The sequence below is a fragment of the Collimonas sp. GW821-FHT02H07 genome, assembly GCF_059421505.1.
Genome location: NZ_JBWKVC010000016.1, coordinates 18,612 through 41,465, shown reverse-complemented (window position 1 = coordinate 41,465; position 22,854 = coordinate 18,612). Strand labels below are relative to the sequence as shown.

Annotated in this window: 20 protein-coding genes; 11 read left to right on the top strand and 9 right to left on the bottom strand. The window is 59.0% G+C overall.

The window, feature by feature from the left end:
- The first annotated feature begins 78 nt into the window (after positions 1–78).
- The 6 genes from AC07V8_RS21385 (at position 79) to AC07V8_RS21360 (ending at position 5,381) form a co-directional block, all read left to right on the top strand.
- Entirely contained in the window at positions 79–1,029 is a 951-nt protein-coding gene (locus AC07V8_RS21385; RefSeq protein ID WP_061936920.1) for a ribose-phosphate pyrophosphokinase, read from the top strand.
- Positions 1,030–1,160: 131 nt separating this feature from the next.
- Positions 1,161–1,784, top strand: coding sequence for a 50S ribosomal protein L25/general stress protein Ctc (locus tag AC07V8_RS21380; RefSeq protein ID WP_494680148.1), 624 nt, complete (start codon positions 1,161–1,163; stop codon positions 1,782–1,784).
- A 126-nt stretch (positions 1,785–1,910) separates the two neighbouring features.
- Positions 1,911–2,495: an aminoacyl-tRNA hydrolase gene (gene pth / locus AC07V8_RS21375; RefSeq protein WP_494680149.1), complete on the top strand. Its 585-nt coding sequence runs from the start codon at positions 1,911–1,913 to the stop codon at positions 2,493–2,495.
- A 106-nt stretch (positions 2,496–2,601) separates the two neighbouring features.
- Complete coding sequence (gene ychF / locus AC07V8_RS21370; RefSeq protein WP_494680150.1) at positions 2,602–3,693, top strand: redox-regulated ATPase YchF; 1,092 nt, start codon at positions 2,602–2,604, stop codon at positions 3,691–3,693.
- A gap of 239 nt (positions 3,694–3,932) precedes the next feature.
- Positions 3,933–4,373, top strand: a complete 441-nt coding sequence (locus AC07V8_RS21365; protein ID WP_494680151.1) for a CzcE family metal-binding protein — start codon at positions 3,933–3,935, stop codon at positions 4,371–4,373.
- Between the two features lie 111 nt (positions 4,374–4,484).
- Entirely contained in the window at positions 4,485–5,381 is an 897-nt protein-coding gene (locus AC07V8_RS21360) for a LysR family transcriptional regulator (protein ID WP_494680152.1), read from the top strand.
- Positions 5,382–5,398: 17 nt separating this feature from the next.
- Here AC07V8_RS21360 and AC07V8_RS21355 read toward each other — a convergent pair whose 3' ends face one another.
- Genes AC07V8_RS21355 through AC07V8_RS21345 form a run of 3 tightly spaced genes read right to left on the bottom strand, consistent with a single transcriptional unit; the run spans position 5,399 to position 8,667 of the window.
- Positions 5,399–5,983 carry a hypothetical protein gene (locus AC07V8_RS21355; RefSeq protein WP_494680153.1) on the bottom strand — a complete coding sequence of 195 codons (585 nt, stop codon included), beginning with the start codon at positions 5,981–5,983 and terminating at the stop codon, positions 5,399–5,401.
- Positions 5,984–5,992: 9 nt separating this feature from the next.
- Positions 5,993–8,206, bottom strand: coding sequence for a xanthine dehydrogenase family protein molybdopterin-binding subunit (locus AC07V8_RS21350; RefSeq protein WP_494680154.1), 2,214 nt, complete (start codon positions 8,204–8,206; stop codon positions 5,993–5,995).
- A complete protein-coding gene (locus tag AC07V8_RS21345; protein WP_494680155.1) occupies positions 8,203–8,667 on the bottom strand; it encodes a (2Fe-2S)-binding protein in 465 nt (154 codons plus the stop codon). Before AC07V8_RS21345 ends, AC07V8_RS21350 begins: the two co-directional genes overlap by 4 nt.
- A 346-nt stretch (positions 8,668–9,013) precedes the next feature.
- On the opposite strand from AC07V8_RS21345, the gene AC07V8_RS21340 reads away from it, so the two are divergent.
- Both AC07V8_RS21340 and AC07V8_RS21335 read left to right on the top strand, forming a co-directional pair.
- Positions 9,014–11,317 carry an FdhF/YdeP family oxidoreductase gene (locus tag AC07V8_RS21340; protein ID WP_494680156.1) on the top strand — a complete coding sequence of 768 codons (2,304 nt, stop codon included), beginning with the start codon at positions 9,014–9,016 and terminating at the stop codon, positions 11,315–11,317.
- Between the two features lie 4 nt (positions 11,318–11,321).
- Positions 11,322–11,621, top strand: a complete 300-nt coding sequence (locus AC07V8_RS21335) for a helix-turn-helix domain-containing protein (RefSeq protein ID WP_494680157.1) — start codon at positions 11,322–11,324, stop codon at positions 11,619–11,621.
- A 309-nt stretch (positions 11,622–11,930) separates the two neighbouring features.
- Here the strand turns inward: AC07V8_RS21335 and AC07V8_RS21330 are convergent, their stop codons facing one another.
- A complete protein-coding gene (locus AC07V8_RS21330) occupies positions 11,931–13,406 on the bottom strand; it encodes an aminotransferase-like domain-containing protein (protein ID WP_494680158.1) in 1,476 nt (491 codons plus the stop codon).
- Between the two features lie 205 nt (positions 13,407–13,611).
- Positions 13,612–14,334, bottom strand: a complete 723-nt coding sequence (locus AC07V8_RS21325) for an OmpW/AlkL family protein (protein WP_494680159.1) — start codon at positions 14,332–14,334, stop codon at positions 13,612–13,614.
- Positions 14,335–14,611: 277 nt separating this feature from the next.
- Here AC07V8_RS21325 and AC07V8_RS21320 point away from each other — a divergent pair, with 277 nt between their 5' ends.
- Both AC07V8_RS21320 and AC07V8_RS21315 read left to right on the top strand, forming a co-directional pair.
- Positions 14,612–14,881, top strand: coding sequence for a MoaD/ThiS family protein (locus AC07V8_RS21320; RefSeq protein ID WP_494680160.1), 270 nt, complete (start codon positions 14,612–14,614; stop codon positions 14,879–14,881).
- Positions 14,882–14,883: 2 nt separating this feature from the next.
- Positions 14,884–15,972 carry a WD40/YVTN/BNR-like repeat-containing protein gene (locus tag AC07V8_RS21315; RefSeq protein ID WP_494680161.1) on the top strand — a complete coding sequence of 363 codons (1,089 nt, stop codon included), beginning with the start codon at positions 14,884–14,886 and terminating at the stop codon, positions 15,970–15,972.
- A 315-nt stretch (positions 15,973–16,287) separates the two neighbouring features.
- Here AC07V8_RS21315 and AC07V8_RS21310 read toward each other — a convergent pair whose 3' ends face one another.
- The 4 genes from AC07V8_RS21310 to AC07V8_RS21295 all read right to left on the bottom strand — a co-directional run bounded on the left by AC07V8_RS21310 (position 16,288) and on the right by AC07V8_RS21295 (position 21,837).
- Entirely contained in the window at positions 16,288–17,049 is a 762-nt protein-coding gene (locus AC07V8_RS21310; RefSeq protein WP_494680162.1) for a hypothetical protein, read from the bottom strand.
- Positions 17,050–17,126: 77 nt separating this feature from the next.
- Positions 17,127–17,267 (bottom strand): hypothetical protein, encoded by a 141-nt coding sequence (locus AC07V8_RS21305; RefSeq protein ID WP_494680163.1) that lies wholly within the window; start codon positions 17,265–17,267, stop codon positions 17,127–17,129.
- Between the two features lie 145 nt (positions 17,268–17,412).
- On the bottom strand, positions 17,413–17,712 hold the full coding sequence (locus AC07V8_RS21300; protein ID WP_494680164.1) for a hypothetical protein: 300 nt from the start codon (positions 17,710–17,712) through the stop codon (positions 17,413–17,415).
- A 330-nt stretch (positions 17,713–18,042) separates the two neighbouring features.
- Entirely contained in the window at positions 18,043–21,837 is a 3,795-nt protein-coding gene (locus tag AC07V8_RS21295; RefSeq protein ID WP_494721495.1) for a hemagglutinin repeat-containing protein, read from the bottom strand.
- Here AC07V8_RS21295 and AC07V8_RS21290 point away from each other — a divergent pair, their 5' ends adjacent.
- Positions 21,838–22,815, top strand: a complete 978-nt coding sequence (locus AC07V8_RS21290) for a hypothetical protein (RefSeq protein ID WP_494721494.1) — start codon at positions 21,838–21,840, stop codon at positions 22,813–22,815.
- The last annotated feature ends 39 nt before the right edge of the window (positions 22,816–22,854 follow it).

The window sequence follows — 22,854 nt, the reverse complement described above, 5'->3', positions numbered from 1 at the left end:
TAAGCCGCCAACGCAAGACTGGAACAGTCTGGCATTGTCGGCTTTTCAACTTTTTAACGACAGTATCCAGGGAACTCCATGGCAAACGAAAACCTGATGGTTTTTACCGGCAACGCAAACCCGGAACTAGCTATTGGAGTTGTCAAGCAACTCGGTATTCCGCTAGGCAAAGCCAACGTTACTAAATTCTCCGACGGCGAAGTCATGGTCGAGATCAACGAGAACGTACGTGGCAAGGATGTCTTCGTGCTGCAATCGACTTGCGCACCGACCAACGACAACCTGATGGAAATCATGCTGATGGTCGATGCCCTCAAGCGCGCATCCGCCGGCCGTATCACCGCTGCGATCCCTTACTATGGCTATGCACGGCAAGACCGTCGCCCGCGTTCGGCGCGGGTTGCGATTTCCGCCAAGGTAGTTGCCAACATGCTGCAGGAAGCCGGCGTCGAACGGGTCCTGATCATGGACTTGCACGCTGACCAGATTCAAGGTTTCTTCGATATTCCGGTAGATAACATCTACGCATCGCCGATTCTGCTGGGCGACCTGGTAAGCAAGAACTACGACGACCTGCTGGTCGTATCGCCGGACGTCGGCGGCGTGGTGCGCGCCCGTGCCCTGGCAAAACGCCTGAACTGCGACCTGGCGATCATCGACAAGCGCCGGCCGAAGGCGAATGTCTCCGAAGTCATGAACATCATCGGTGAAGTCGAAGGCCGCAACTGCGTGATCATGGATGACATGGTCGATACCGCCGGCACCCTGACCAAGGCAGCCGAAGTATTGAAAGAGCGCGGCGCCAAGAAAGTGGTTGCTTACTGTACGCACCCGGTCCTGTCCGGTCCCGCCCTCGAACGCATCGTCAATTCGCCGCTGGATGAGCTGGTCGTCGTCGACACCATCCCGCTGTCGGCGGAAGCCAAGGCCTGCGGCAAGATCCGCCAGCTGACATGCGCCAGCTTGCTGGCTGAAACCTTCAAGCGTATTACCAAGGGCGATTCGGTGATGTCGCTGTTTGCTGAATAAATATTTCGCATTCTGAATTCGTATTCCCTGTTGCGCCAGCCGAAAAGCAGACGTAACAGGCTAACAAAACCCTCTGGTCGCGGAGGGTTTTTACCGCCGGACTTCTATCCGGCACACATTGGAGCTTCAAAATGAAAGTAATCGCATTTGTACGCAAAGAGCAGGGGACCGGAGCGAGCCGCCGCCTGCGCAATGCTGGCCAGACACCAGGTATCGTTTATGGTGGTTCCGACGCGCCGGTCAATATCTCGCTGGACCACAACGCGCTGTACCACGCACTGAAAAAAGAAACTTTCCATTCCTCGATCCTCGACCTCGAAATCGACGGCAAGGTACAGAAAGTTCTGCTGCGCGACTTCCAAGTCCACGCATACAAGCAACTGGTCCTGCACGCTGACTTCCAGCGCGTCGATGCCAAACAGGCAATCCACGTCAAAGTGCCGCTGCACTTCATCAATGCAGAAATTGCTCCTGCAGTGAAACTGTCCGGCGCCATCATCAGCCACGTGCTGACTGAACTGGAAATCACTTGCCTGCCGGCAGACCTGCCAGAGTTCGTTGAAGTCGACCTGACCAGCATCGAAGTCGGTCACTCGATCCATCTGGCCGACCTGAAGCTGCCTAAGGGCGTTTCGGCTGTGTCGCAAGAAAACCTGACTATCGCTACTGCATCGATCCCAGCCGGCAAAGTTGAAGCTGAAGCCGAAGCTGCTGCTCCAGCCGCTCCTGCTGCCGACGCTGCCGACAAGAAGTAATAGTCGCTGCATTTACCAGAAGGTTTTTGCTCTGGTCGAAAAACCCGCCTTCGTGGCGGGTTTTTTATTGTTGGCCACTGCTTCTTCTATAATCTGCGCTAGCCCTCACACGAAAATCACGCAAACATGTCCATCCGCCTCATCGTCGGCCTCGGCAATCCCGGTCCGGAATACGAACAAACGCGTCACAACGCCGGTTTCTGGCTGGTCGACAACCTGGCCAACGATCTCGGCTGCCGGCTGGCCAGGGAAGCGCGCTTCAACGCCTTCGTCGCCAAGACCAGCATCGCCGGCCAGGAAGTCTGGCTGCTGGAGCCGCAGACCTTCATGAACCGCTCCGGCCAGTCGGTGGGCGGCATCGCGCGTTTCTACAAGATCGCGCCGGAAGAAATCCTGGTGGTGCACGATGAGCTGGACCTGCCTCCCGGCAGCGCCAAGCTGAAAAAAGGCGGCTCCTCCGGCGGCCATAATGGCTTGAAAGACATCACGGCCGCGCTCGGCACCCAGGATTACTGGCGCCTGCGGCTGGGCATAGGCCATCCGCGCACGCTCAACCTGCAGCAGGTCGTAGCCGACTTTGTGCTGCACCGGCCGCGCAAGGACGAGCAGGCGCCGATCGAAGAGGCGATTGCCGACAGCCTGAGGATCATTCCGCTGCTGTGCGAAGGCAAATTCGAAGCGGCGACCATGCAGCTGCATACCGCCAAATAAAATCGCCTCTGCCGTCAATACGATTGCTTACGGTTTAAGGGCCTTGGCAGCAGCTTCCGGTAAAATAGCGGGTTAATTCAATACTTCACTCTGTAAAGTCCAAATCATGAGTCTCAAATGCGGCATCGTCGGCCTACCCAACGTCGGCAAATCTACCCTCTTCAATGCCCTGACCAAAGCGGGCATTCCGGCGGAAAATTATCCTTTCTGCACCATCGAGCCGAACGTCGGCATGGTTGAGGTGCCGGATCCGCGCCTGAAGGCGCTGGCCGAGATCGTCAAGCCGGAACGCATCCTGCCGGCGACCGTGGAGTTCGTCGATATCGCCGGCCTGGTGGCGGGCGCCTCCAAGGGTGAAGGCCTGGGCAACCAGTTCCTGGCGCACATCCGCGAAACCGACGCCATCGTCAACGTGGTGCGCTGCTTTGAAGACGACAACGTGATCCACGTCGCCGGCAAGATCAATCCGCTGGACGATATCGACGTCATCCAGACCGAGCTGGCGCTGGCCGACATGGGCACGGTGGAAAAAGCCATCCATCGCGAAAACAAAAAGGCTCGCTCCGGCGACAAGGATGCCGCCAAGCTGGTGGCCCTGCTGGAACGCCTGATGCCGGAACTGGACCAGGCCAAGCCGGTGCGCGCCTGCGGCCTCGACGCCGAAGAAATGGCCCTGATCAAGCCGCTCTGCCTGATCACCGCCAAGCCGGCCATGTACGTCGCCAACGTTTCCGACCACGGCTTCACCGACAACCCGCTGCTGGATCAGCTGACCGCTTACGCGGCCTCGCAAAACGCGCCCATCGTGGCCATCTGCGCAGCGATCGAATCGGAAATCGCCGACCTGGACGAAGCCGACAAGCACGAATTCCTGGCCGACATGGGCATGGAAGAACCCGGCCTGGACCGCCTGATCCGCGCCGCCTTCAAGCTGCTCGGCCTGCAGACCTATTTCACCGCCGGCGTCAAGGAAGTGCGCGCCTGGACCATCCACGTCGGCGACACCGGCCCGCAGGCAGCCGGCGTGATCCACACCGATTTCGAACGCGGCTTCATCCGCGCCCAGACCATCGCCTACGAAGATTTCATCAGCCACAAGGGCGAGCAAGGCGCCAAGGAAGCCGGCAAGATGCGCGCCGAAGGCAAGGAATATGTAGTCAAGGACGGCGACGTGCTGAATTTCCTGTTTAACGTCTAAGCCTCCGTTCGGCACATAGGCGTATTGACTGCCCGTATTGAGTTTTGGTGCATGTCGAACAGACATCCCGCAAACGCAAGACACGACGAAGCCCGGCTCTCTCCCTGCAAATTGGGGATTAGCGCCGGGCTTTTTCGCTATCAGACGTGGATGAACAAAACCACGCGCCATGCACTCTAAGAAGATGTGGTCCGACACTCGCACCTTGCCTTCCCGCCACCTCTATTTGAGGAGGAGCCATGAACCCCAAATTGCTCATCCCGGCCGTTGCTGCGGCCACCTTATGCGCAGCATGCTCATTGCCGCCTAGAATCGATCTGCTGGGCGATCCGGCGGTAGCGACGGCTGCCACACGCACCATCGTTATCACTCCGGAAACCAGCTACGTCAATGTAACCGGCGGCGAAATCATCAAATTCGTTGTGGGCGACAAATCATTTGCCTGGAATTTTGACGGCGCCGATTATCTTGAAAAATTCGATTTGAATCAGACCGCGCCGCCAGGAATGCTTGATCACCGGGTCATAGCCTATGTCGCCGCCAATCCCCTATATTCCGGTGGCGGCGATGGCCACCATCACGGCGACGGTCATGGCGGCGGTCATGGCGGCGGTCACGGGGGTGACCATGGCGGCGACTTTACCAGCGGCGGCGGTCATGGCGGCGGCGGCCATAAGTAGCTGGCCCGGTTTGTTAACAAAAGTCAAAACCAAGCGCATTGTGCAATAAATTCCATACAAACCATCAAGGATTCACTAGACTGTCCAACATCCGCATAGCAAAGAGCGACGATGGACAGAGTAGAAACCATGCAGGTATTCGTGCGCGTGGCCGAAACCGGCAGCTTTACCAAGGCCGCCGATGGCCTTGGGCTGCCGCGCGCCACCGTTTCCGCCGCTATCCAGCAGCTGGAAGCCAGCCTGGGGGCGCGCCTGCTACAGCGCACCACGCGCCGCGTGCACCTGACGCAGGACGGCAGCGCCCTGCTGGAACGCTGCTATCAGCTGCTGTCCGACTTTGAAGAAATCTCCGGGCTGTTCAGGCAAACCCCGGCGCAGGCCAGCGGCAAGCTCAAGGTGGACGTGCCGAGCCGCCTCGCCAGGCTGGTGATAGCGCCGGCCCTGCCGGAATTCTTCAAACTGTATCCCGATATCGAACTGGAACTGCGCTGCACCGACCGCTCCATCAACCTGATCCAGGAAGGCGTCGATTGCGTGATCCGCGTCGGCCAGCTGGAAAACAGCAGCCTGGTGGCGCGTCCGCTGGGTCAGTTTGAACTCGTCAATTGCGCCAGCCCGGCGTATCTGCGGCAATATGGCGAGCCTGCCACGCCATCCGAACTGGGACAGCACTGGGCCATCAACTATCTGTCGCCCACCACTGGCCGCAGCGCGCCCTGGGAATATGTAGAAGATGATGCGCTCAAGATCCTGGAAATGCGCAGCCGCGTGGCGGTAAACAATGCGGAAACCTACATCGCCTGCTGCCTGGCCGGCCTGGGCTTGATCCAGATACCGGCCTATGACGTGCGTAACCACATACGCACGGGCGAACTGCAGGAAGTCATGCCGCAGGCGCGCGCCAGCGCCATGCCCGTCTTCGCGCTCTACCCCCACCGGCGGCATTTATCGCGCCGGGTGCAGGTGTTTATCGACTGGATCGAAATCCTGCTGCGGCGGCACCATTAACGCGCAGCGATCCTGTTCTATTTTGCGGCCTGCTTGACCGGATCGCCGGGACATGGTCCGCCAGCGTCAGCCCAGGCCTGCAGTTTCTGCACGAACTCTTCATGTGAAATCACCGGCGTGGTGCGGCCGGCGCCCGGGTTCCAGGCCCACAGCACCAGCGGATCGGTCTTCATGTGCTCGATCACTTCATCCATGGTCTTGCGGTTGCCGTTCTTGCCCGGATCTTTCATAGACTGGCAGATCAGCACCTTGCTCAGCGACTGCCAGGCCATGCTGAGCGGCGGCATTTTCCAGTGCGGCGCGCCCGGCACCTTGCCGTCGGCGCTATTGCTTGCCTGGTGACAGGCCGCGCACTGCAAGGTAGCGACGCCGCTATCGTGCGGGCCGCGCATCACCAGCTGCGCATGCTCGATGCCGATATCCTTTTGATGCGGCGCCTGCACCTGATGGCAATTCAGGCAGCGCGGCCCCATCACCACGCTGGCGATGGGCTCGAACAATTGCTGACCGGTCGGCGCCGGTGTTTGCTGGGAAAACACCGGAACGCAGATCAGGGCCAGCAGCAAGGCTGGCAGGACGCCGAATATTTTCAGATATTTCATCACGCCACCCTATGCGATCTGGAACTGGTGATTCTTGAGGGGCAGCGAACGTATGCGCTCGCCGGTCGCAAAAAATATGGCGTTCGCCAAGGCCGGGGCAACGCAAGCCACGGCCGGCTCGCCGACGCCGCCGGGATGCTCGCTGCTCGGCACCAGCACTACCTCTATCTTCGGCGTCTGGTACATGCGCAGCACCGGGTAGTCGTCGAAATTGCTCTGCTCGACCATGCCGTTCTTCAAAGTGATCTCGCCAAACAAGGCAGACGACAAACCGAACACCACGCTCGATTCCATCTGCGCCCGCACCAGGTCGGCGTTGACCACCACGCCGCAATCGATGGCGCACCAGACCTTGTGCACGATGAGCTTGCGGTTCTTGCCGACGCTGGCCTCGACCGCCATGGCGACAAAGCTGCCGTAGGAATCGTGCACCACGATGCCTCTATGCGCGCCGTTTGCAGCCGGCTGCGGCCAGGCACAGGCTTTTGCCACCGCATCCAGCACGCCCAGGTGACGCGGCTTGCTTTTCAGCAGCGCGCGCCGGAACTGATAGACATCCTTGCCTGCCGCATGCGCCAGTTCGTCGATGAAGGTTTCCACCGCATAGGCGTTGAACGAATGCCCTACCGAGCGCATCCACAGCACCGGGACCTGGTAGTGCGTGGTGTGCAGGTCCACCATCACGTTCGGGATCGCGTAGGGAATGTCCTGGGCGCCTTCGGTCGACAAGGAATCGATGCCGTCCTTGACGATGAACGGTTCCATGATGGTGCCGCCGCCGATCGACTGCACCGCGATGCGGTCGGTCCAGGAGCTCACCTGGCCTTGCTCGTCCAGGGTCGCGCTCAGGCGGCAGTAGGACGCCGGACGGTAGTAGCCGCCTTTGATATCCTGGTCGCGGGTCCACACCACTTTCACCGGCTGCTTCAGGTCCTGGGCCACCGCCTTGGCCACATGCGCGGCATCGACCACGACGTCGAAGCCGAGGCTGGAACGGCGGCCGAAGCCGCCGCCGGTGAACATGGTGTTCAGCTTGACCTGCTCCGGCTTGAGCCCCAGCACGCCAGCGATCGCCAGCTGGTCGCCGCCCGGCCATTGCGTGCCCAGCCACACCTCACAGCCGTCTGCGCGGACATCGAACACCGCATGCAAAGGCTCCATGGTGGCGTGTGTCAGGTAGGGAAACTGATAGTCGGCGGTGAAGCTTTGCTTTGCAGCCTTGCGCGCATCGGCCACATTGCCGTCATTGCGCGCGACCGTGCCGGCGACCTCCATCAGCTGCCGGTACACGATGCCTTGCATATCCGAGGACACGCGCTCGCCGGCCACCGCGTCCCATTCGATCACCAGCGCATCGCGTCCCAGCTTGGCGGCCCAGAAATCCTTGGCGACCACCGCGATGCCGGCCGGCACCTGGTACACCCCCAGCACGCCGGCAACCTGGCGCGCCTTGCCGGCATCGAAGCTGTGCACCTCTCCCTTGAAAATCGGCGGCCGTGCAATCAATGCGGTAAGCATGCCGGGCAGCATGACATCCATGCCGAATTTCGCGCTGCCGTCCGACTTGGTCTTGCCGTCCAGGCGCCGCACCGGGCGGCCGATGATCTTGAAGTTGCGCGGATCTTTCAGCGCCACATTGTCCGGCACCGCCAGTCCTGCCGCTTCCGAGGCCAGCTCGCCATAACTGGCGCTACGGCCGCTGGCCGCATGCAGCACCCTGCTCTTGTCGGTATGCAGGCTGCCGCTGTCGACATTCCAGCGCTTGGCCGCGGCCGCCAGCAATATGGCGCGCACCGCGGCGCCCGCCTTGCGCTGCGGCTCATACTGCGCCATGGTGGTGATGCTGCCGCCGGTCAGCTGGGTGTGCATGAGCGGATGGGCGTAGGCCGGCGCCGTCGGCGACTGCTCCCAGCGCACCAGGTTCCAGTCGGCGTCCAGCTCTTCCGCCACCAGCATCGGCAAGGCGGTGGACACGCCCTGGCCCATTTCGGTATGGCCGACGATCACGGTAACCAGGTTATCCGGGGTGATGCGGACAAAGGCATTCGGCTGCAATACGGCGTCCGCAGCCGGCGTGGCCGCCATGGCGCCGCGCATCGTGGCGCTGATGTGCCAGCCGACCAGCAAGCCGCCGCCGACCAGGGCGCTGACCTGCAAAAATCCACGGCGCGAGATGGAAACCGAATCGGCAGCGGCATCAGAGGGAGGATTGGTCACGCTCATTTTTTCGCTCCACTGTCGGCGACGCTGTGCACGGCAGCGCGGATGCGCGGATACATGTCGCAGCGGCAGATATTGCCCGACATGGCCTGGTCGATATCGGCGTCGCTCGGCTTCGGTATGCTGGTCAGCAAGGCTACCGCCGCCATCACCTGGCCCGACTGGCAGTAGCCGCATTGCGGCACGTTCAATTCTTCCCAGGCTTGCTGCACTTTCTTGCCGATCGGATGCGCGCCTATGGCTTCGATGGTCGTGATCTGCTTGCCTTCCAGCGCCGCTGCCGGCGTCACGCAAGAGCGCACCGGCAAGCCATCCACATGCACGGTGCAAGCGCCGCACAGCGCCGCGCCGCAGCCGAATTTGGTGCCGGTCATGGCCAGTTCGTCGCGCAAGACCCACAGCAGCGGCTTTTGATGCGATGCATCTACCTGGTGTGCCTTGCCGTTGATATGAAGTGTCGTCATCACGCTCCCCGTTGATCGTGCACTGTGAATAAGCCTGGACGGCCAATCGTTTGTGAGCCGCCTGTCTGGCTGCGGCGCATTAATTTTAAGTTAATCAAAAGCAAAAAATAGACACAATTCCTGAATGCAGTATTCACAAAATCCGCCCAATACCCATGTGCCCGCCTCAGGTTTTCCTCTAATGCAATAAACAAGTACAGATATAATTGAAAATGTAACTGTGCTTTGAATCTACCGTGCTGACTGTATATGCCAGGGTAGAGAACCGCCAATTACACTCCACCCTATCCTGCGCATTTTGCGCAATCGGCATCGCGTGGCTTCGGCAGCGTCACAAGGAATAACATTGAGCAACGAGAAGATCGAGCAGTACAACCATCCGGCCGGCGGCTGGGGCGCCCTGAAATATGTCGCACTGCATTTGCTGAAGGAAAAAGTGCCGGGCGGCGGCATCCGCACCCTGCTCAAGCAAAACCAGCCGGACGGCTTCGACTGTCCCGGCTGCGCCTGGCCGGACCGCGACCATGCCTCAACCTTTGAATTCTGCGAGAACGGCGTCAAGGCGGTGGCGGCGGAAGCCACTTCCAAGCGCGTCACGGCCGCCTTCTTCGCCCAGCACAGCGTCGCTGAACTGCTGCAGCAATCGGATTACGAATTGGAAGAACATGGCCGCCTGACCGAGCCGATGGTCTATCACGCCGCCAGCGACAAGTACCAGCCGATCTCCTGGCCGGACGCCTTCGCGCTGATGGCCAATCATCTCAACGCGCTGCCGGACCCGAACCAGGCTTCGTTCTACACCTCCGGCCGCACCAGCAACGAAGCGGCGTTTCTCTATCAATTGTTCGTGCGCGAGTACGGCACCAACAATTTTCCCGACTGCTCCAACATGTGCCACGAGCCGACCAGCGTCGGCTTGCCGGAAACCGTGGGCGTCGGCAAAGGCACGGTGACGCTGGACGATTTCGACCTGGCCGACACCTTCCTGATCTTTGGCCAGAATCCCGCCACCAACCATCCGCGCATGATGGGCGAGCTGCGCGAATGCGCCAAGCGCGGCGCCGCCATCGTCTCCATCAATCCCTTGCGCGAGCGTGGGCTGGAGCGCTTCTCCAGCCCGCAGCATCCGTCCGACATGCTGTCGCGGGCGGGCACCACCATCAGCAACATGTTCATCCGCCCAACCCTGTGCGGCGACCTGGCGCTGGTCAAGGGCGTGATCAAGCGCGTGCTGGAGCTGGACGACCTGGCGCTGCAAAACAACGCAGAGCGCGTCATCGATGTCCAGTTCATTGCCGAACACACTGCTTACTTCGACGAGTTCGCCGCCGATATCCGCGCCGAGAGCTGGGACGACATCATCACCGAATCCGGCGTCAGCCGCGACGATATCGAACAGCTGACGCAGGTCTACGTGCGCGGCAAGAACGTCATCGCGACCTGGGGCATGGGCCTGACCCAGCACAAGCATGGCGTCGACACCATCCAGATGGTGTCCAACCTGATGCTCTTGCGCGGCAATATCGGCCGCCCTGGCGCCGGCCTGTGCCCGGTGCGCGGCCATTCCAACGTGCAGGGCGACCGCACGGTCGGCATCGATGAAAAGCCGACCGCGGCTTTCCTCGACCGCATCGAAAAGGTGTACGGCTTCAAGCCTCCGCGCGAGCATGGCCTGGATGTGGTCGGCACCATCGAGGCCATGCTGCAAGGCCAGGTCAAGGTCTTCATCGGCCTCGGCGGCAACTTCGCCATGGCGACGCCGGACACGCCGCACACCTGGCAGGCGCTGCAATCCTGCGCGCTGACCGTGCACATCACCACCAAGCTCAACCGCAGCCACCTGATCCACGGCAAGGATGCACTGATCCTGCCGACCATGGGCCGCACCGAGATCGACATGCAGGAAAGCGGCGCCCAAGGCGTGACGGTGGAAGACTCGATGAGCATGGTGCACGTTTCGTACGGCATCAACAAGCCGGTCGCCAAGACCTGTTTGTCGGAAATCGACATCGTCGCGCGCCTGGCGCACGCGACGCTCAAGGAGAGCCGCATCCAGTGGCTGGAGTATGTCAAGAACTACGCCCTGATCCGCGACGATATCGAAAAAGTGTACGACGCTTTCAAGGACTACAACGCGCGCATCGCCCAGCCCGGCGGCTTCCACCTGGGTGTCGCTTCGCGCGAACGGGTCTGGAAGACCGCCAGCGGGCGCGCCCAGTTCAAGACCCTGGCGATTCCCAAGGACACGCCGATCCACCGCGCGCGGCGCCAGCATGGCCCCGAGTTGATGATCCTGATGACGACCCGTTCGCACGACCAGTACAACACCACCATCTACGGCATGGACGACCGTTATCGCGGCGTGTTCGGCCAGCGCCGCGTGGTGTTTGCCAATCCGCTCGATATCGCCATGCTCGGCTTCAAGGCCGGCGACTGGGTCGATCTGATCGGCGTCTGGGAGGATGGCATCGAGCGCCGCGCCGACCGTTTCCTGCTGGTGGAATACGACATCCCGCGCGGCTGCATCAGCAGCTACTATCCGGAAACCAATCCGCTGGTGCCGCTCAACAGCTTTGCCGACAAGGCGCGCACGCCGACGTCCAAGTCGATCCCGGTGCTGCTGCGCCGCTCCTTGCAGCTGGCCGCGTGATCCGATGCTGATACTGGAAAATGAAATCGACGACGCCGTGCTGCTGATCCTGTCGGCGCTGCATGCCGACGCCAGCGATCAGGACAGCCATCGCGGCGAGCCCGGCCTGTCGCTGGCCAGGCTCAGCAAGCGCACCGAACTGCGCATGAGCACGCTGCGGCGTCATCTGAGTGCGCTGGAAGATGCGGAAATTGTCGGCGTCGCCGTCAACGAAGATGGCACCGGACGCGCCGCCTTGACGCCTTACGGCATGGCGATTTTCGATGCGCTGGATGAGAGTCAGAGCGCCAACGTAGATTTTTGAAATTTCATAAAACACGACAAACCGCCACCCGGTTTTCGTGGCGCTTAACCTATGCAGCTAACTGGGGTCAGAGTGAATTTTCTGCGCGCCTTTTGCAAAAACTTCACTCTGACCCCACTTAGCGGGCCACGGAGTATATGCCGTGTCGCGTTAAAAAAGCCGCTCTGCACACCCTGTTTTTCTCCGAATCCGTCATGTGGGGTCAGAGTCGAGTTTCGCGATAAAACGCCGCGAAAGTCGACTCTGACCCCAGATGACTCTGATAGCGCAACGCCACAATGCGCCGGCTGGGCGAGATGCTGGCGGACATCACTCCGGCATAGCCGCCGCCAACTCACTCAGCCGGCGCAAAGCCTGCTCGATCTGCAGCGTCCAACTGTAGCTGTAATTGAGGCGGATGAAACTGCGATAGGCATCCGAAGTTGAAAACAACCGCCCCGGCGCAATCGTGATCCCCTCCGCCAGCGCCTGCCGGTAGAGCACCATGGAATCAATCGCCGATGGCAGTTCTATCCACAGCACATAACCGCCGCTGGGCCGCGTGATGCGGGTGCCGGCCGGAAAAAAGCGGCCGACGAAGGCGCTCATGATGTCGCAGCGCTGCTGCAAGGTGCGGCGCACCCGGCGTAGGTGGCGGTCGTAGCCGCCGGCAGTCAGATAGGCGGCGATCGCCCGCTGCGGCAGGCTTGAAGTGCTCAGCGTATTGAGGAATTTCAGTTTCTCGACCTGCGCCCGGTAACGCCCCGGCAGCGTCCAGCCGATGCGGTAGGCCGATGTCAGGCTCTTGGAAAACGAAGAGCAGTACAGCACCATGCCGCGCTTGTCGTAGGCCTTCAGCACGCTCGGGTGCGCATTGCCGAAATACAGTTCGTTGTAGACGCCGTTCTCGATGATCGGCATGTTGTAGAGTGCGCCCAGTTCGACCAGCTGGCGCTTGTTTTCCTCAGGCATTTCAAAGCCCAGCGGATTCTGGAAATTCGGCATCACCATGCAAGCGGCAATCGGCTGCGTTTGCATGATGGTTTTCAATGCGCCGATATCCATCCCTTGCCGCGGATCGGTCGGTATTTCGATGGCGCGCATGCCGAGCCGTTCGATCGCATGCAACATCGCATAGAAAGTCGGCGATTCCACGGCAATCGTATCGCCGGCTTTCGCTACGGCCTGCAGGCACAGGTTGATGGCTTCGGTGGCGCCGACCGTCACCACCACATCGCCGGCATCGACGCTCAGCCCGGTTTCCAGGTGCCGCCTGACAATCTGCCGGATCAAATCCGGATGGCCGGGCGGCAAATCGTCCAGCACGCCGAGCGGGCCGCCGCTGCGCAGGATCGCGCCGTTGTACTGGCTGATGCGGCGCGCCGGGAACAGGGCCGGATCGGGATACGGCGAGCCGAGCGGAATCGCATCGTTCTGATGTATCGATTTGAGCGTCGCCAGCACATGGCGGCTGACATCCACTTCAGCCGACACCGGCAACGGCTCCGAGCGCCCGGGCTCCGCCGGAGAAGCCTGCCCGGATAACGACACCGGCGCCGGTGCGGCACCGATGCGGCCAAACTGCGGCCGCACAAAATAACCCGACTGCGGATGGCTTTCGATGATCCCGCTGCTCTCCAGCAACTCATAGGCGCGCACCACGGTCGTGATGCTCAGCCCATGCTGCTGGCTGGCCTGCCGCACCGAACTGACACGATCGCCGGGCCGTAATACGCCGCTGTGCACGGAAGCAGTTACCTGCTCGGCCAGGCGTTGGTATAGCGGTTGGCGGCGGGAGGTTTTCAAGCGGGGCGCTCGCAGGGATCGATGACCGCCTCATTATAGTGACAATCAATCCCGGCGAGCGCCCCATCGGCAATGCCGATGACGTGCCATAGCGGAAGAGTAAGTTTCAGCCTCAGGCTCGACCGGAAAAATGCAGCGCGAACGCCTTCAGATAGAAAAGGACGCTCTCTTTATTTATCCGTGTGCCGAGCCGAAAGCAGAAAAATCAGAAACGATAACCGACAGTCAACAGCGTGACGATCGGATCCAGCGTCAGCTTGGTCGTGCTGTACACCGGGCCAGCGGGGGTTTGCGTAGTCAGTTCGGCCGCAGTTTTCAATTTCACGTACGACACTGAAAAATTCGCAGACCAGTTTTTGTCGAAATTGTAAGCGAGACCAATATTGGCGACCGGCGCCAGCGAATTGCTCAGACTCACACTGGTAGGGCTGCTCGTATTACCGGCCGTCATTCCGCTGAGAGCCTGGACGAATTTATCTGTGGTCCTGATATCGGAGTACCAGACGTAGGCTGCCCCGACTCCAACGAAGGGCCGGAATTTGCTCCGGGCATCGCCGAAATAATACTTGGCCAGCAAAGCCGGGCTCCACAGCTTGGCTGTGCCGATTTGCCCGACTCTCTCCAACGCCCCTTCACCGGCAAGCTTGAATGTCGGCGGAATTCCCATATCAGCGCTGACGGCGAAATGATCGGTCAGGAAATGCGTGATTTGCAAAGCCAGGGTATCGGCGTTGGCGACACTGGCGCCGGAGTCGTGGATCGCATTGCCGCTGATTTTCAGCGGCTCGCTGGAGTCTTGCGGTGCAATATGCGCCCATCCGGCACTGATGACAGTATCACCGGCTTGCTGCGCCATCACAGGCGCCGCCAATGCTGCAATGACGGAAAAAGCTATCAATTTTGGAAATGTGGCAATGCGTTCTCTCATTTTTTACTCCTAAGGTAGTATTTTATTTGTGAACATCCGCACAGCCTGCGGGTGCAGTGCAGATCTTTTTGTGGCGCCTTGTGATCCCGGCTGGATCGGAAGCGCTCTGCTATATGGCTAAAATGCTAAGAGATAAACGAGGGAGCGTGTATGAGTCGAATCTGAAATTGAGATAGCTTATTTCTGCTTTTCATATCAAAATATTCTTCCTGCGGACGCCCCGTCTGCTCGACAGTTCGAGTACGAAACGACCTCGCCCGACAACCCTGGAGACGCCATGGCGACTCTTATTTTTACCAGCCAGCTGGCGCGTTTTACCGACGCGCCGGAGATTCACACCGACGCCGCCACCCTGCGTGCCGGACTGGAGAGTGCGTTCTCGGCCAATCCGCGCCTGCGCAGCTATGTGCTCGACGACCAGGGCCGGCTGCGGCCGAATGTCGCCGTTTTCATCGACGGCCATACCGTGCGTGACCGTATCCACCTTGACGTCCCGCTCGGGACCGGGAGTACGGTTCACGTTCTGCAAGCACTTTCCGGAGGTTGATCATGAGTGACCGCGCCTGGATTGCCACTCGCAAGGGATTATTCGAATTGCTGCGCCGCGCAGAAAAATGGGACTTCGCGGCCACTGCGTTTCTCGGCGAGCCGGTCTCGATGATGTTGCCGGATCCACGCGACGGATCGGTCTACGCGGCGCTCAATCTCGGCCACTTCGGCGTGAAACTGCATCGCCGCGACGCCGGTTCCGAGCAGTGGACGGAAATTGCCGCTCCCAGCTATCCCATCAAGCCGGCAGACAGTGCGGACCCGGTTGACTGGACGCTCAGATTCATCTGGTCGCTGGCTTGCGGCGGCGCCGACGAGCCTGGCGTGCTCTGGGCCGGAACCCTGCCGGGCGGCTTGTTTCGTTCACCCGACCGCGGTGCTTCATGGACCTTGGTGCAGTCTTTGTGGGAGGCCCCCGAGCGCAGCGAATGGTTCGGCGGCGGCTACGATGTGCCGGGCCTGCACAGCATCTGCGTCGATCCGCGCGACAGCCGCCATATCCTGGTCGGCATTTCCTGCGGCGGCGCCTGGGTCACGCATGACGCCGGCGCCAGCTGGTCCCCCAGCGCCAAAGGCATGCGCGCCACCTACATGCCGCCGGAACGGGCCGACGACCAACGCATCCAGGACCCGCATCGGATCGTGCGGGCCGCCGGCGCACCGGATAAATTGTGGTGCCAGCATCACAACGGCATCTGGCGCTCGACCAATGCCGGCGCCGACTGGCAGGAAATCAACGAAGTACCGTTATCGAATTTCGGCTTCGCGGTGGCAGTCCATCCGAACGATGGCGACACCGCCTGGTTCGTCCCTGCCGTGGCAGATCAGACCCGCATCCCGGTCGATGCAGCGCTGGCAGTCACGCGCACTGTCGACGGCGGCAAATCGTTCAGCGTGCTGCGCACCGGCCTGCCTCAGCAGCATTGCTACGACCTGATATACCGGCACGGGCTGGCGGTGGCGGACGATGGCCGCACCCTGCTGATGGCATCGACCACCGGCGGCGTCTGGCTGTCCGAAAATGGCGGCGATGCCTGGCAATCGCTAAGCAGCAACCTGCCGCCGGCTTATGCGGTCTGCTTCGGTTAATGCCTTAGAAAATTATCGCGTGTTCTGTTTGCCATATTCGGCGTACCTATTCGGATTGGCCGTCTGATCCGGTGTAGCATAGAACATGTAGCTGGGGCCACTATTGCCTTCCGCAGGCAACATGCCATGTCCGATTTCCGATAAAAATTCCTTTGCACTTTGATCCCATGCTCCTGGCGATCCGGAATGCACCCGACGATTCGCTTGATCCGTCAATTCCTGCACAGCCTGCTCAACCGAAATGCCCTTTCGGGCGGCATAGCGTGCCGCATTGTTTTTGATGAACTCTTTTCAGTCAGATGCAACCGCCGATTGTTAGCGGCTGGAGAGTTCGCTCATGTCAAAAACCGCGCGTTGAACTTGTGGTACCAGTGCCAGCAGCCCGTTGTCCAGCGCTTCTGCCGCCTGCTTGGCATCAGCTAAAAGACCGCTGTAAGTGATATATGTTGGCTTATCAAGCATGTTCGACAGACGGCTCTCAATTAACGGTTTCTGAGGAGTGCTCATAAGAGCGAACTCCACAATGACGACCGGTCGATAACTGCTGGTAGCGCTTTCTGCCACATAGCTCTTTGAAGTACGTAATACAAGTGCTGTGTAACCTAGTGTGAACACCATATCCTTGGCCATGCTCTTGGATAACGCAGCATCGCCCTGAGGACGCTCGATCTTAGTCAGCTTAACCTCCCGCCCGGTTACACGAAGTTGCTCCGCCAGGTTTTGAGCGAATTGCTCTGTAAAGTCATGCGTACCGGAAGCGGCGTGCACAGCCTTCGTGAAATCAGCGCTACGACTGCGAGCGCGATCAACCATCGTAGTCTTGCTCGCAACTTGTGCCCCCAATCCCGCAATCATGCCAATAGGTCCTAACAAGCCAGACAGGCCGGCATAGCTCGATCCCCCGGCGTCGATCACGGGGTAATCCTGATCGGGGTGATAGAAAATCTCGATGCGCTGAGTTGCTTCAATTGCAGATCGGTTGGCCTGCTTTTGTACGAGATGAGGCGGTGCAGTGGCGCAGCCGAGAAGAAATAGAGATAGAAACATCGGGAATAATAAGGATTTTATTTTCTTCATTGGGGATTACTCTTTTCCTTAAGTGAAATTGTGATTCATGGGAAACTTGGTGTGGAAGACAAAATTTCAGGGAAACCTCAACCCGCAAAGGTCCCAATCGCTTTCGGCGCCTGCTGACTAAACGCCAACGTGATCTGCGTTTGTGCATCGATGTTCTTCTGCACCTTTTCCTGATCAAATATGTTGGCGATGCCGGTTTCCTTGTCGTCACTGCGCACGTCGGTATTGCCTGCAATGCCGCTAATACCGCTTTGTGTGACGCTGTCGGCGCTGCCTTTGTCGCTGCCTAAACCAACGCCTGCGCCCTAATTATCTGCCGACTGCGTACCGACACCGGCATGGTGGTTATAACGTAAAGCGTTATCAATTTTTGCCATGATCACTTTTCTTCGGGGAATTCAATGAGCCTAAGAATGCTACGAAGACAGCAAAGATACCTGCGCCCATTGGAACTAAAATCCCAGCAGGAGTGAAGATATTTTTTAACATCGCTTTAATAGTAAATTGCAATCCTTCTGAGAAAAGTAGCGCTATAAATAGCCCCAAATACATACCCATCGTCCCTACTAAAAAAATCACCCAATATTTAAACCGACTCAGCCATTGAGCAATTACAGGGCCGAACAAGCCTCCAAATATCCCATACCAAAAACCGTCAAGCATAGTGTTCTCCGATTATTGCTTAGATGGTGAATTGACTGCAGCTTGCGCAGCACTACCGACGATTTTACCGAACACCAAACTATTAAAACGGATCACAAATCCGGGCAATGTCGCTACGTTTTTAACCGAGTTAGCTACACCAGACATCCAGTTACCACTGGGTGATGAAGGGGGATTTTTGTATTTAAAAACAATTAAACAATATTGAAATTTCTTAAGCAAAAATATACAAAAATAGAAAGAATGAGTGCAACAATAATCCAGTAAATTATTTTTCCCCATTGAGGTAATTTTTTGTATTGTTCATCGCTGAGATTTGGACCTGCCATATCATTGCTCCTTTTTCTTATTGATTTCAAATCCATAGCCTACGGGAGTTACACCAGCTCCGGGAGGAAAGCTAAATCCACCTTCAATAGATGTTTGCCCACCATAACCATGATTTAGTCCACCACCAGCCCCAATTACTGGAAAGGCAGGGACGGGGTAATAGAATGCTCCTGAAGCTCCCGCACCTTGTAAAAAATTGCTTGTCGATTGCGCGCTAGCTCCACCTATAATATTTCCGGCAACAATTGATATACCCGGTTTTATTGAGTACCCCGGATAAGACCGCCCCAATCCCCATTGCCCAAACATATCACCATTGTGCAAGTTAACTACACCACCACCAGAGAACAAATAGAAGTTAGCTGATACCGACAAATAATCTAGGCCAGTCCCCGGTTTTCCCACCGGAATACACTCAGCAGAAATACAAGCATTAGCTGGCGTGTAAGGATTGCTCGCCGAATACACAGGGTTAGTCGATGGCGTTGTGATCGGATTCTTAGCAATCAAATTAGCAATGCTTGGGTCAACGTTACCGCTGTTGATATATGGTGAATTCATCTGGTCAGGTGTCGCATAGAACAAATACTGACCATTCCCAATAGACAGATTCGGGCTGGTCGCACTGTATTCTGCTTGCAACGTATGCAAGAACGCTTCGGCCTGTGCAGAATGCGGGACGTTGTAACCAAGGTTGTAATCGACCAGATATTGCGCGGTGTTGGCAAGCAGCGACGTAGCAGCAGTAATCTGTTCCTGCGTCGGATTGTCTGTACCGTAGATTTCTTTCGCAAATCGCGCTGCATTTTTCTTAATCAGATCAGTTTCTGTCGGATGCAACTGCCGATTATTAGCGTCAACCACCAACCCCATCCCCGCCCCAGCCGCACTACCGCCACCCGCTACCGCCCCCAATCCCGCCGCCGTGCCCATGGCAATCGTCTGTGCAGCCAATTGCGCCGCTTCCGGGCTCATGCCGGAGGCAATCAGACTTTGTGTCACATTGGCCTGCAGTTCACCGAGGAGTGGGGCGGCACTCGCCGTTGCTCCTGCACCTAATGCCCCACCGACGCCGCCGCCTAACGCTCCCGCAGCCGTGTGCAGGGCAACACGGTAGATACCGCCTTCCTCCCATTTCGCCGCATCGGCAAGCAGGGCTGCCTTTTTATCAGGATCGCTTTCGTTGTTGGCTTGCTGCTTGAGCTGATCGGCTTGGTTTCCTGCAAACGTCCCAATCGCTTTCGGCGCCTGCTGGCTAAACGCCAACGTGATCTGCGTCTGGGCGTCGATGTTCTTTTGCACCTTGTCCTGATCAAAGATTTTGCCGATGCCGGTTTCTGCATCGTCGCTGCGCACGGCGGTGTTGCCGGCCATGCCGCTGATGCCGCTGTGCGTTGTGCTGTTGGCGCTGCCTTGCTCGCTGCCTAAACCAACGCCTGCGCCTTGATTGCCTGCCGGTTGGGTGCCAACGCCGGCGCTGATGCTGGTGGATTTGGCATCGTAAGCAGCCTGGTTTTGCAGATCGCTGTGCGTCAGTGAGCCGCTCGTAAAGCTGTTCTTCGCCTCTTGCACAGCCTTGTCGGTGCTGGCAATGACGCCACCGACCAGGTTGGTGTTGCCTGCGACCTTCACATCGAAGCCGCCATCGCCTGCCTTGATGCCCGATTGTTCGGTGACGCTTTGGTAATGGCTATTGACGCCGCTGTTGCCGGTGCTGATATTGACGCCAGCTGCCCCTGCGCCAACTGGAATCGTGACGCCAATGCCGGTGTTTTTCTGTGCGCTGTTGTAGGTGCTGGCATCTTGCAGGCTTTCGATATGCAGATTGCCGCCCACATCGGCCAGCACCTTATTGGCGCTGGCGACGGCGCCGATCAGATTGGTATCGCCGCCGGAGACGAGGGTGAGCTGATTGCCTGCGGTGACGTGGGTATTGTTGTTGGTGATGTCTTGGCCGTCAGCATTGCCGCGCCCTTGGGCTGCACTGGCGGTAACAGCGAAACCGCTATTGGTGCCGACACTGATGCCTATCGAACCGCTGCTCGATGTGTTGTCGCTGTGCTGCTCGAACGTGTTTTGCGAAGCTTGTAAATGGATATTGTTGTCGGCAATCAGATTGGCGTTGCTGCCCGCACTGATATTCGAGCCACTCACATGGATATTGCTGGCCTGTCCACCGCCGGTAGCGATGATATTGACGTTGCCGCCAGCGGCAATGTTGCTGCCTTGGGCCGTGCTGCTGTGTTGTTGCGCATGACTTTCGCTTTTGCTGGTGCCTGCACTGACACTCAAAGTCACGCCACCGGCAGTGGCGGGATTGGCCGCGATGTCGTTGGCGGCGTTGTAACCGGCTAACGCTGTGGCAGCCCCAGCCAATACTTTCATGCGTGCATCGTCCGTGTTGCCCGATGCACGACTCATCTGTTGGCCGGTTTGTACTGCAGAGATGATCGGATTGGTCACCGCAACAGTGATGCCGCTTTGTTTTGATTTACTGTCTTGCGTCGCGTTGCTGGTGTCAATCGCCGCATTGATATCGACCGACCTGGCGACGATCGTGGTATCGCCTTTGGGCGTGAGGACATTGCTGCCGGTTTGCGTATACGCATTCCCGGCCTGAATCACGACATTGCCGTCTGTACTGCCAATCATGCTGACGTTGTGCGTCAGCTGATGACTGGTTTGCGTATTCTGCTGTTCTTTACTTCCCGCTGTGAAGCCAATGCCGCCGCTGCTGAACATGCCCGAAGTCTTGTCTTCCGAACTGGTGCTCTGCGCAGCGGTGTTTTGGCTGGCGACGATGTTGACGTTGTTGCCGGCAGCAACTGTCACGTCATGCGTGCCGACCACGTTGCTACCTTTGACATTGATGTCATTACCCGCAACGACTTGGACGCTATCACCTGAGAAGGTTGAACCCACCGCTTGCGTACCTTGCTGCTGATCGGTGTAGTGATAAGTCGATGACGACAGCATGCCTTTGCTGGTGGTGGAAATCTCCTGATCCTTGCTATAGGTTTGCTGCGCTGAGGTGATATTCACGTCACGACCGGCAGCAACGGTCAACGCTTGATCCGCATTGACATACGCCGCATTGGCATTGACATCCTGACCGGCAGCCAGGGTGATATTGCCGCCGGATTGCATGCTGGCGCCGTTGGCGATGGTCTGGCTTTCGTTCAAATGATTCTGATTGCCATAGCTGACGTTCGATGTCGCTTGCGTCGTGACGGTATTGAGATTGATATCGCGTCCTGCAACAAAGGCCGCATCACCCGTGGTATTGATGGCGGCGCCATTCAAATTGATATCGCGCCCGCTTTGCACGCTCAGTTGATCGGCACGGACACTGGCGATCTGGTTCAGACCCACGTTGCTGCCGTTTTTGCTGGTCGCAGAGCTGGTGGTGCTGGCGAGGTCGATGTCGCGTCCGGCCAGGATGCCGACCCGGTTGCCGCTGATGCTGCCGCTGCTGCGCACGTCGTTTTGCGCAGCCAGGATGACGGTGCCGTTGCCGTCCTTGGCCGTGCTTTGCAGGCGGCCGCTGTTGCTGATGTCGCCGCTGGCATTGACGATCAGGTTGCTGCCGGCCTGCAGCGTGCCGCCGTTGGCCAGCGAGCCGTTGATGCTCAGATCGATGTTCTGGCCGGCAATCAGGGCGCCGTCGGCGCGTACATCGCCGGCATTGGCCCGCGCCAGGTACAGCACCGGGGCCAGCACTTCGGTGCTGCTGCCGTCCGGCAGCGTGACCGTCTGCGTCACCAGCCAGACGATATCGGACGTCAGCGCCGCCATTTGCGCATCGGTCAGGGCGACGCCGGGCGTGAGCTGAAACTGCTGGGCAGCGGCCACGCCGGCATCCATCAGTGCGCGGTAGGCGTCTTCGTTGCTGCGGTAGCCGTCCAGGTAGCGCCGTCCCGTCAGTTGCGCGACCTGGCTGGTGATCAGCTGTTGTTCGTAGTAGCCGTCGCCCAGACGTTTCTGCACTGCTTGCGGATCGATGCCGAGCCGGCCCAGCAGGTAGTCGCTGCTGAGAAACTGCTGATAATTGGTGAAGGCCGGGTCGGTCACGATCAGGTACGACTGGCCCGGCTGCGGGTGCAGTTGATAGAGCTGGTTGGTCGGCAATTGCAGATTCGGCAGCTTGCCGTCAGGGCCGACGACGCTTTGCCCGGTGCCGCTCATGCCCGGACCGCCTTGATTGCTGCCGAGGCTGCCGCCCGTGGCGCCGATGGTCAGCGCACCCTTGCCGGCATGGGCAATGGTCCCGCTGTCGTTGAGCAGTGTTTGCGGTGTCAGGGTCAGATCATCGCCGTTGGTCTGCAACAAGCCGCCGTTGCGATTGTCGAGCGTGCTGGCAACATCAACGCTGCCGCCAGCCGCGCCGGTCTGGATCAGTCGGCCCTGCTGGTTGTCCAGATTGGCGGCATGGATGTTCAGCTGATTGGCATGGATCTCGCCTTGCCTGTTATTGAGCGCGCCGGCCGCGCTGACATTGCTGCTGCCGCCGGCAAGCAGGTTGGCGCCGGCATGATCGATATCCCCGGCCGTGGCGGTCAGGTCGACATTGCCGCCGGCAGTGGTGCGCGCTCCCGCCAGATGGAGGCTGGCGCCCTGGATGCCGATGTGATCGGTAGCGATGTTCTGTCCCACAGCGGCAACCGCGCCGTCCGCAACCAGGGCGAGACTGCCGGGCTGGTTGGCCGCCCCGTTGGCATCGATTCCGGCCCCAAGCGGTTCCGCGCGAATCGATACTGCCGGCACGCACGTTGACATCTGCTCCGGCAGCGATGGTGCCGCTGTTGCGCATTT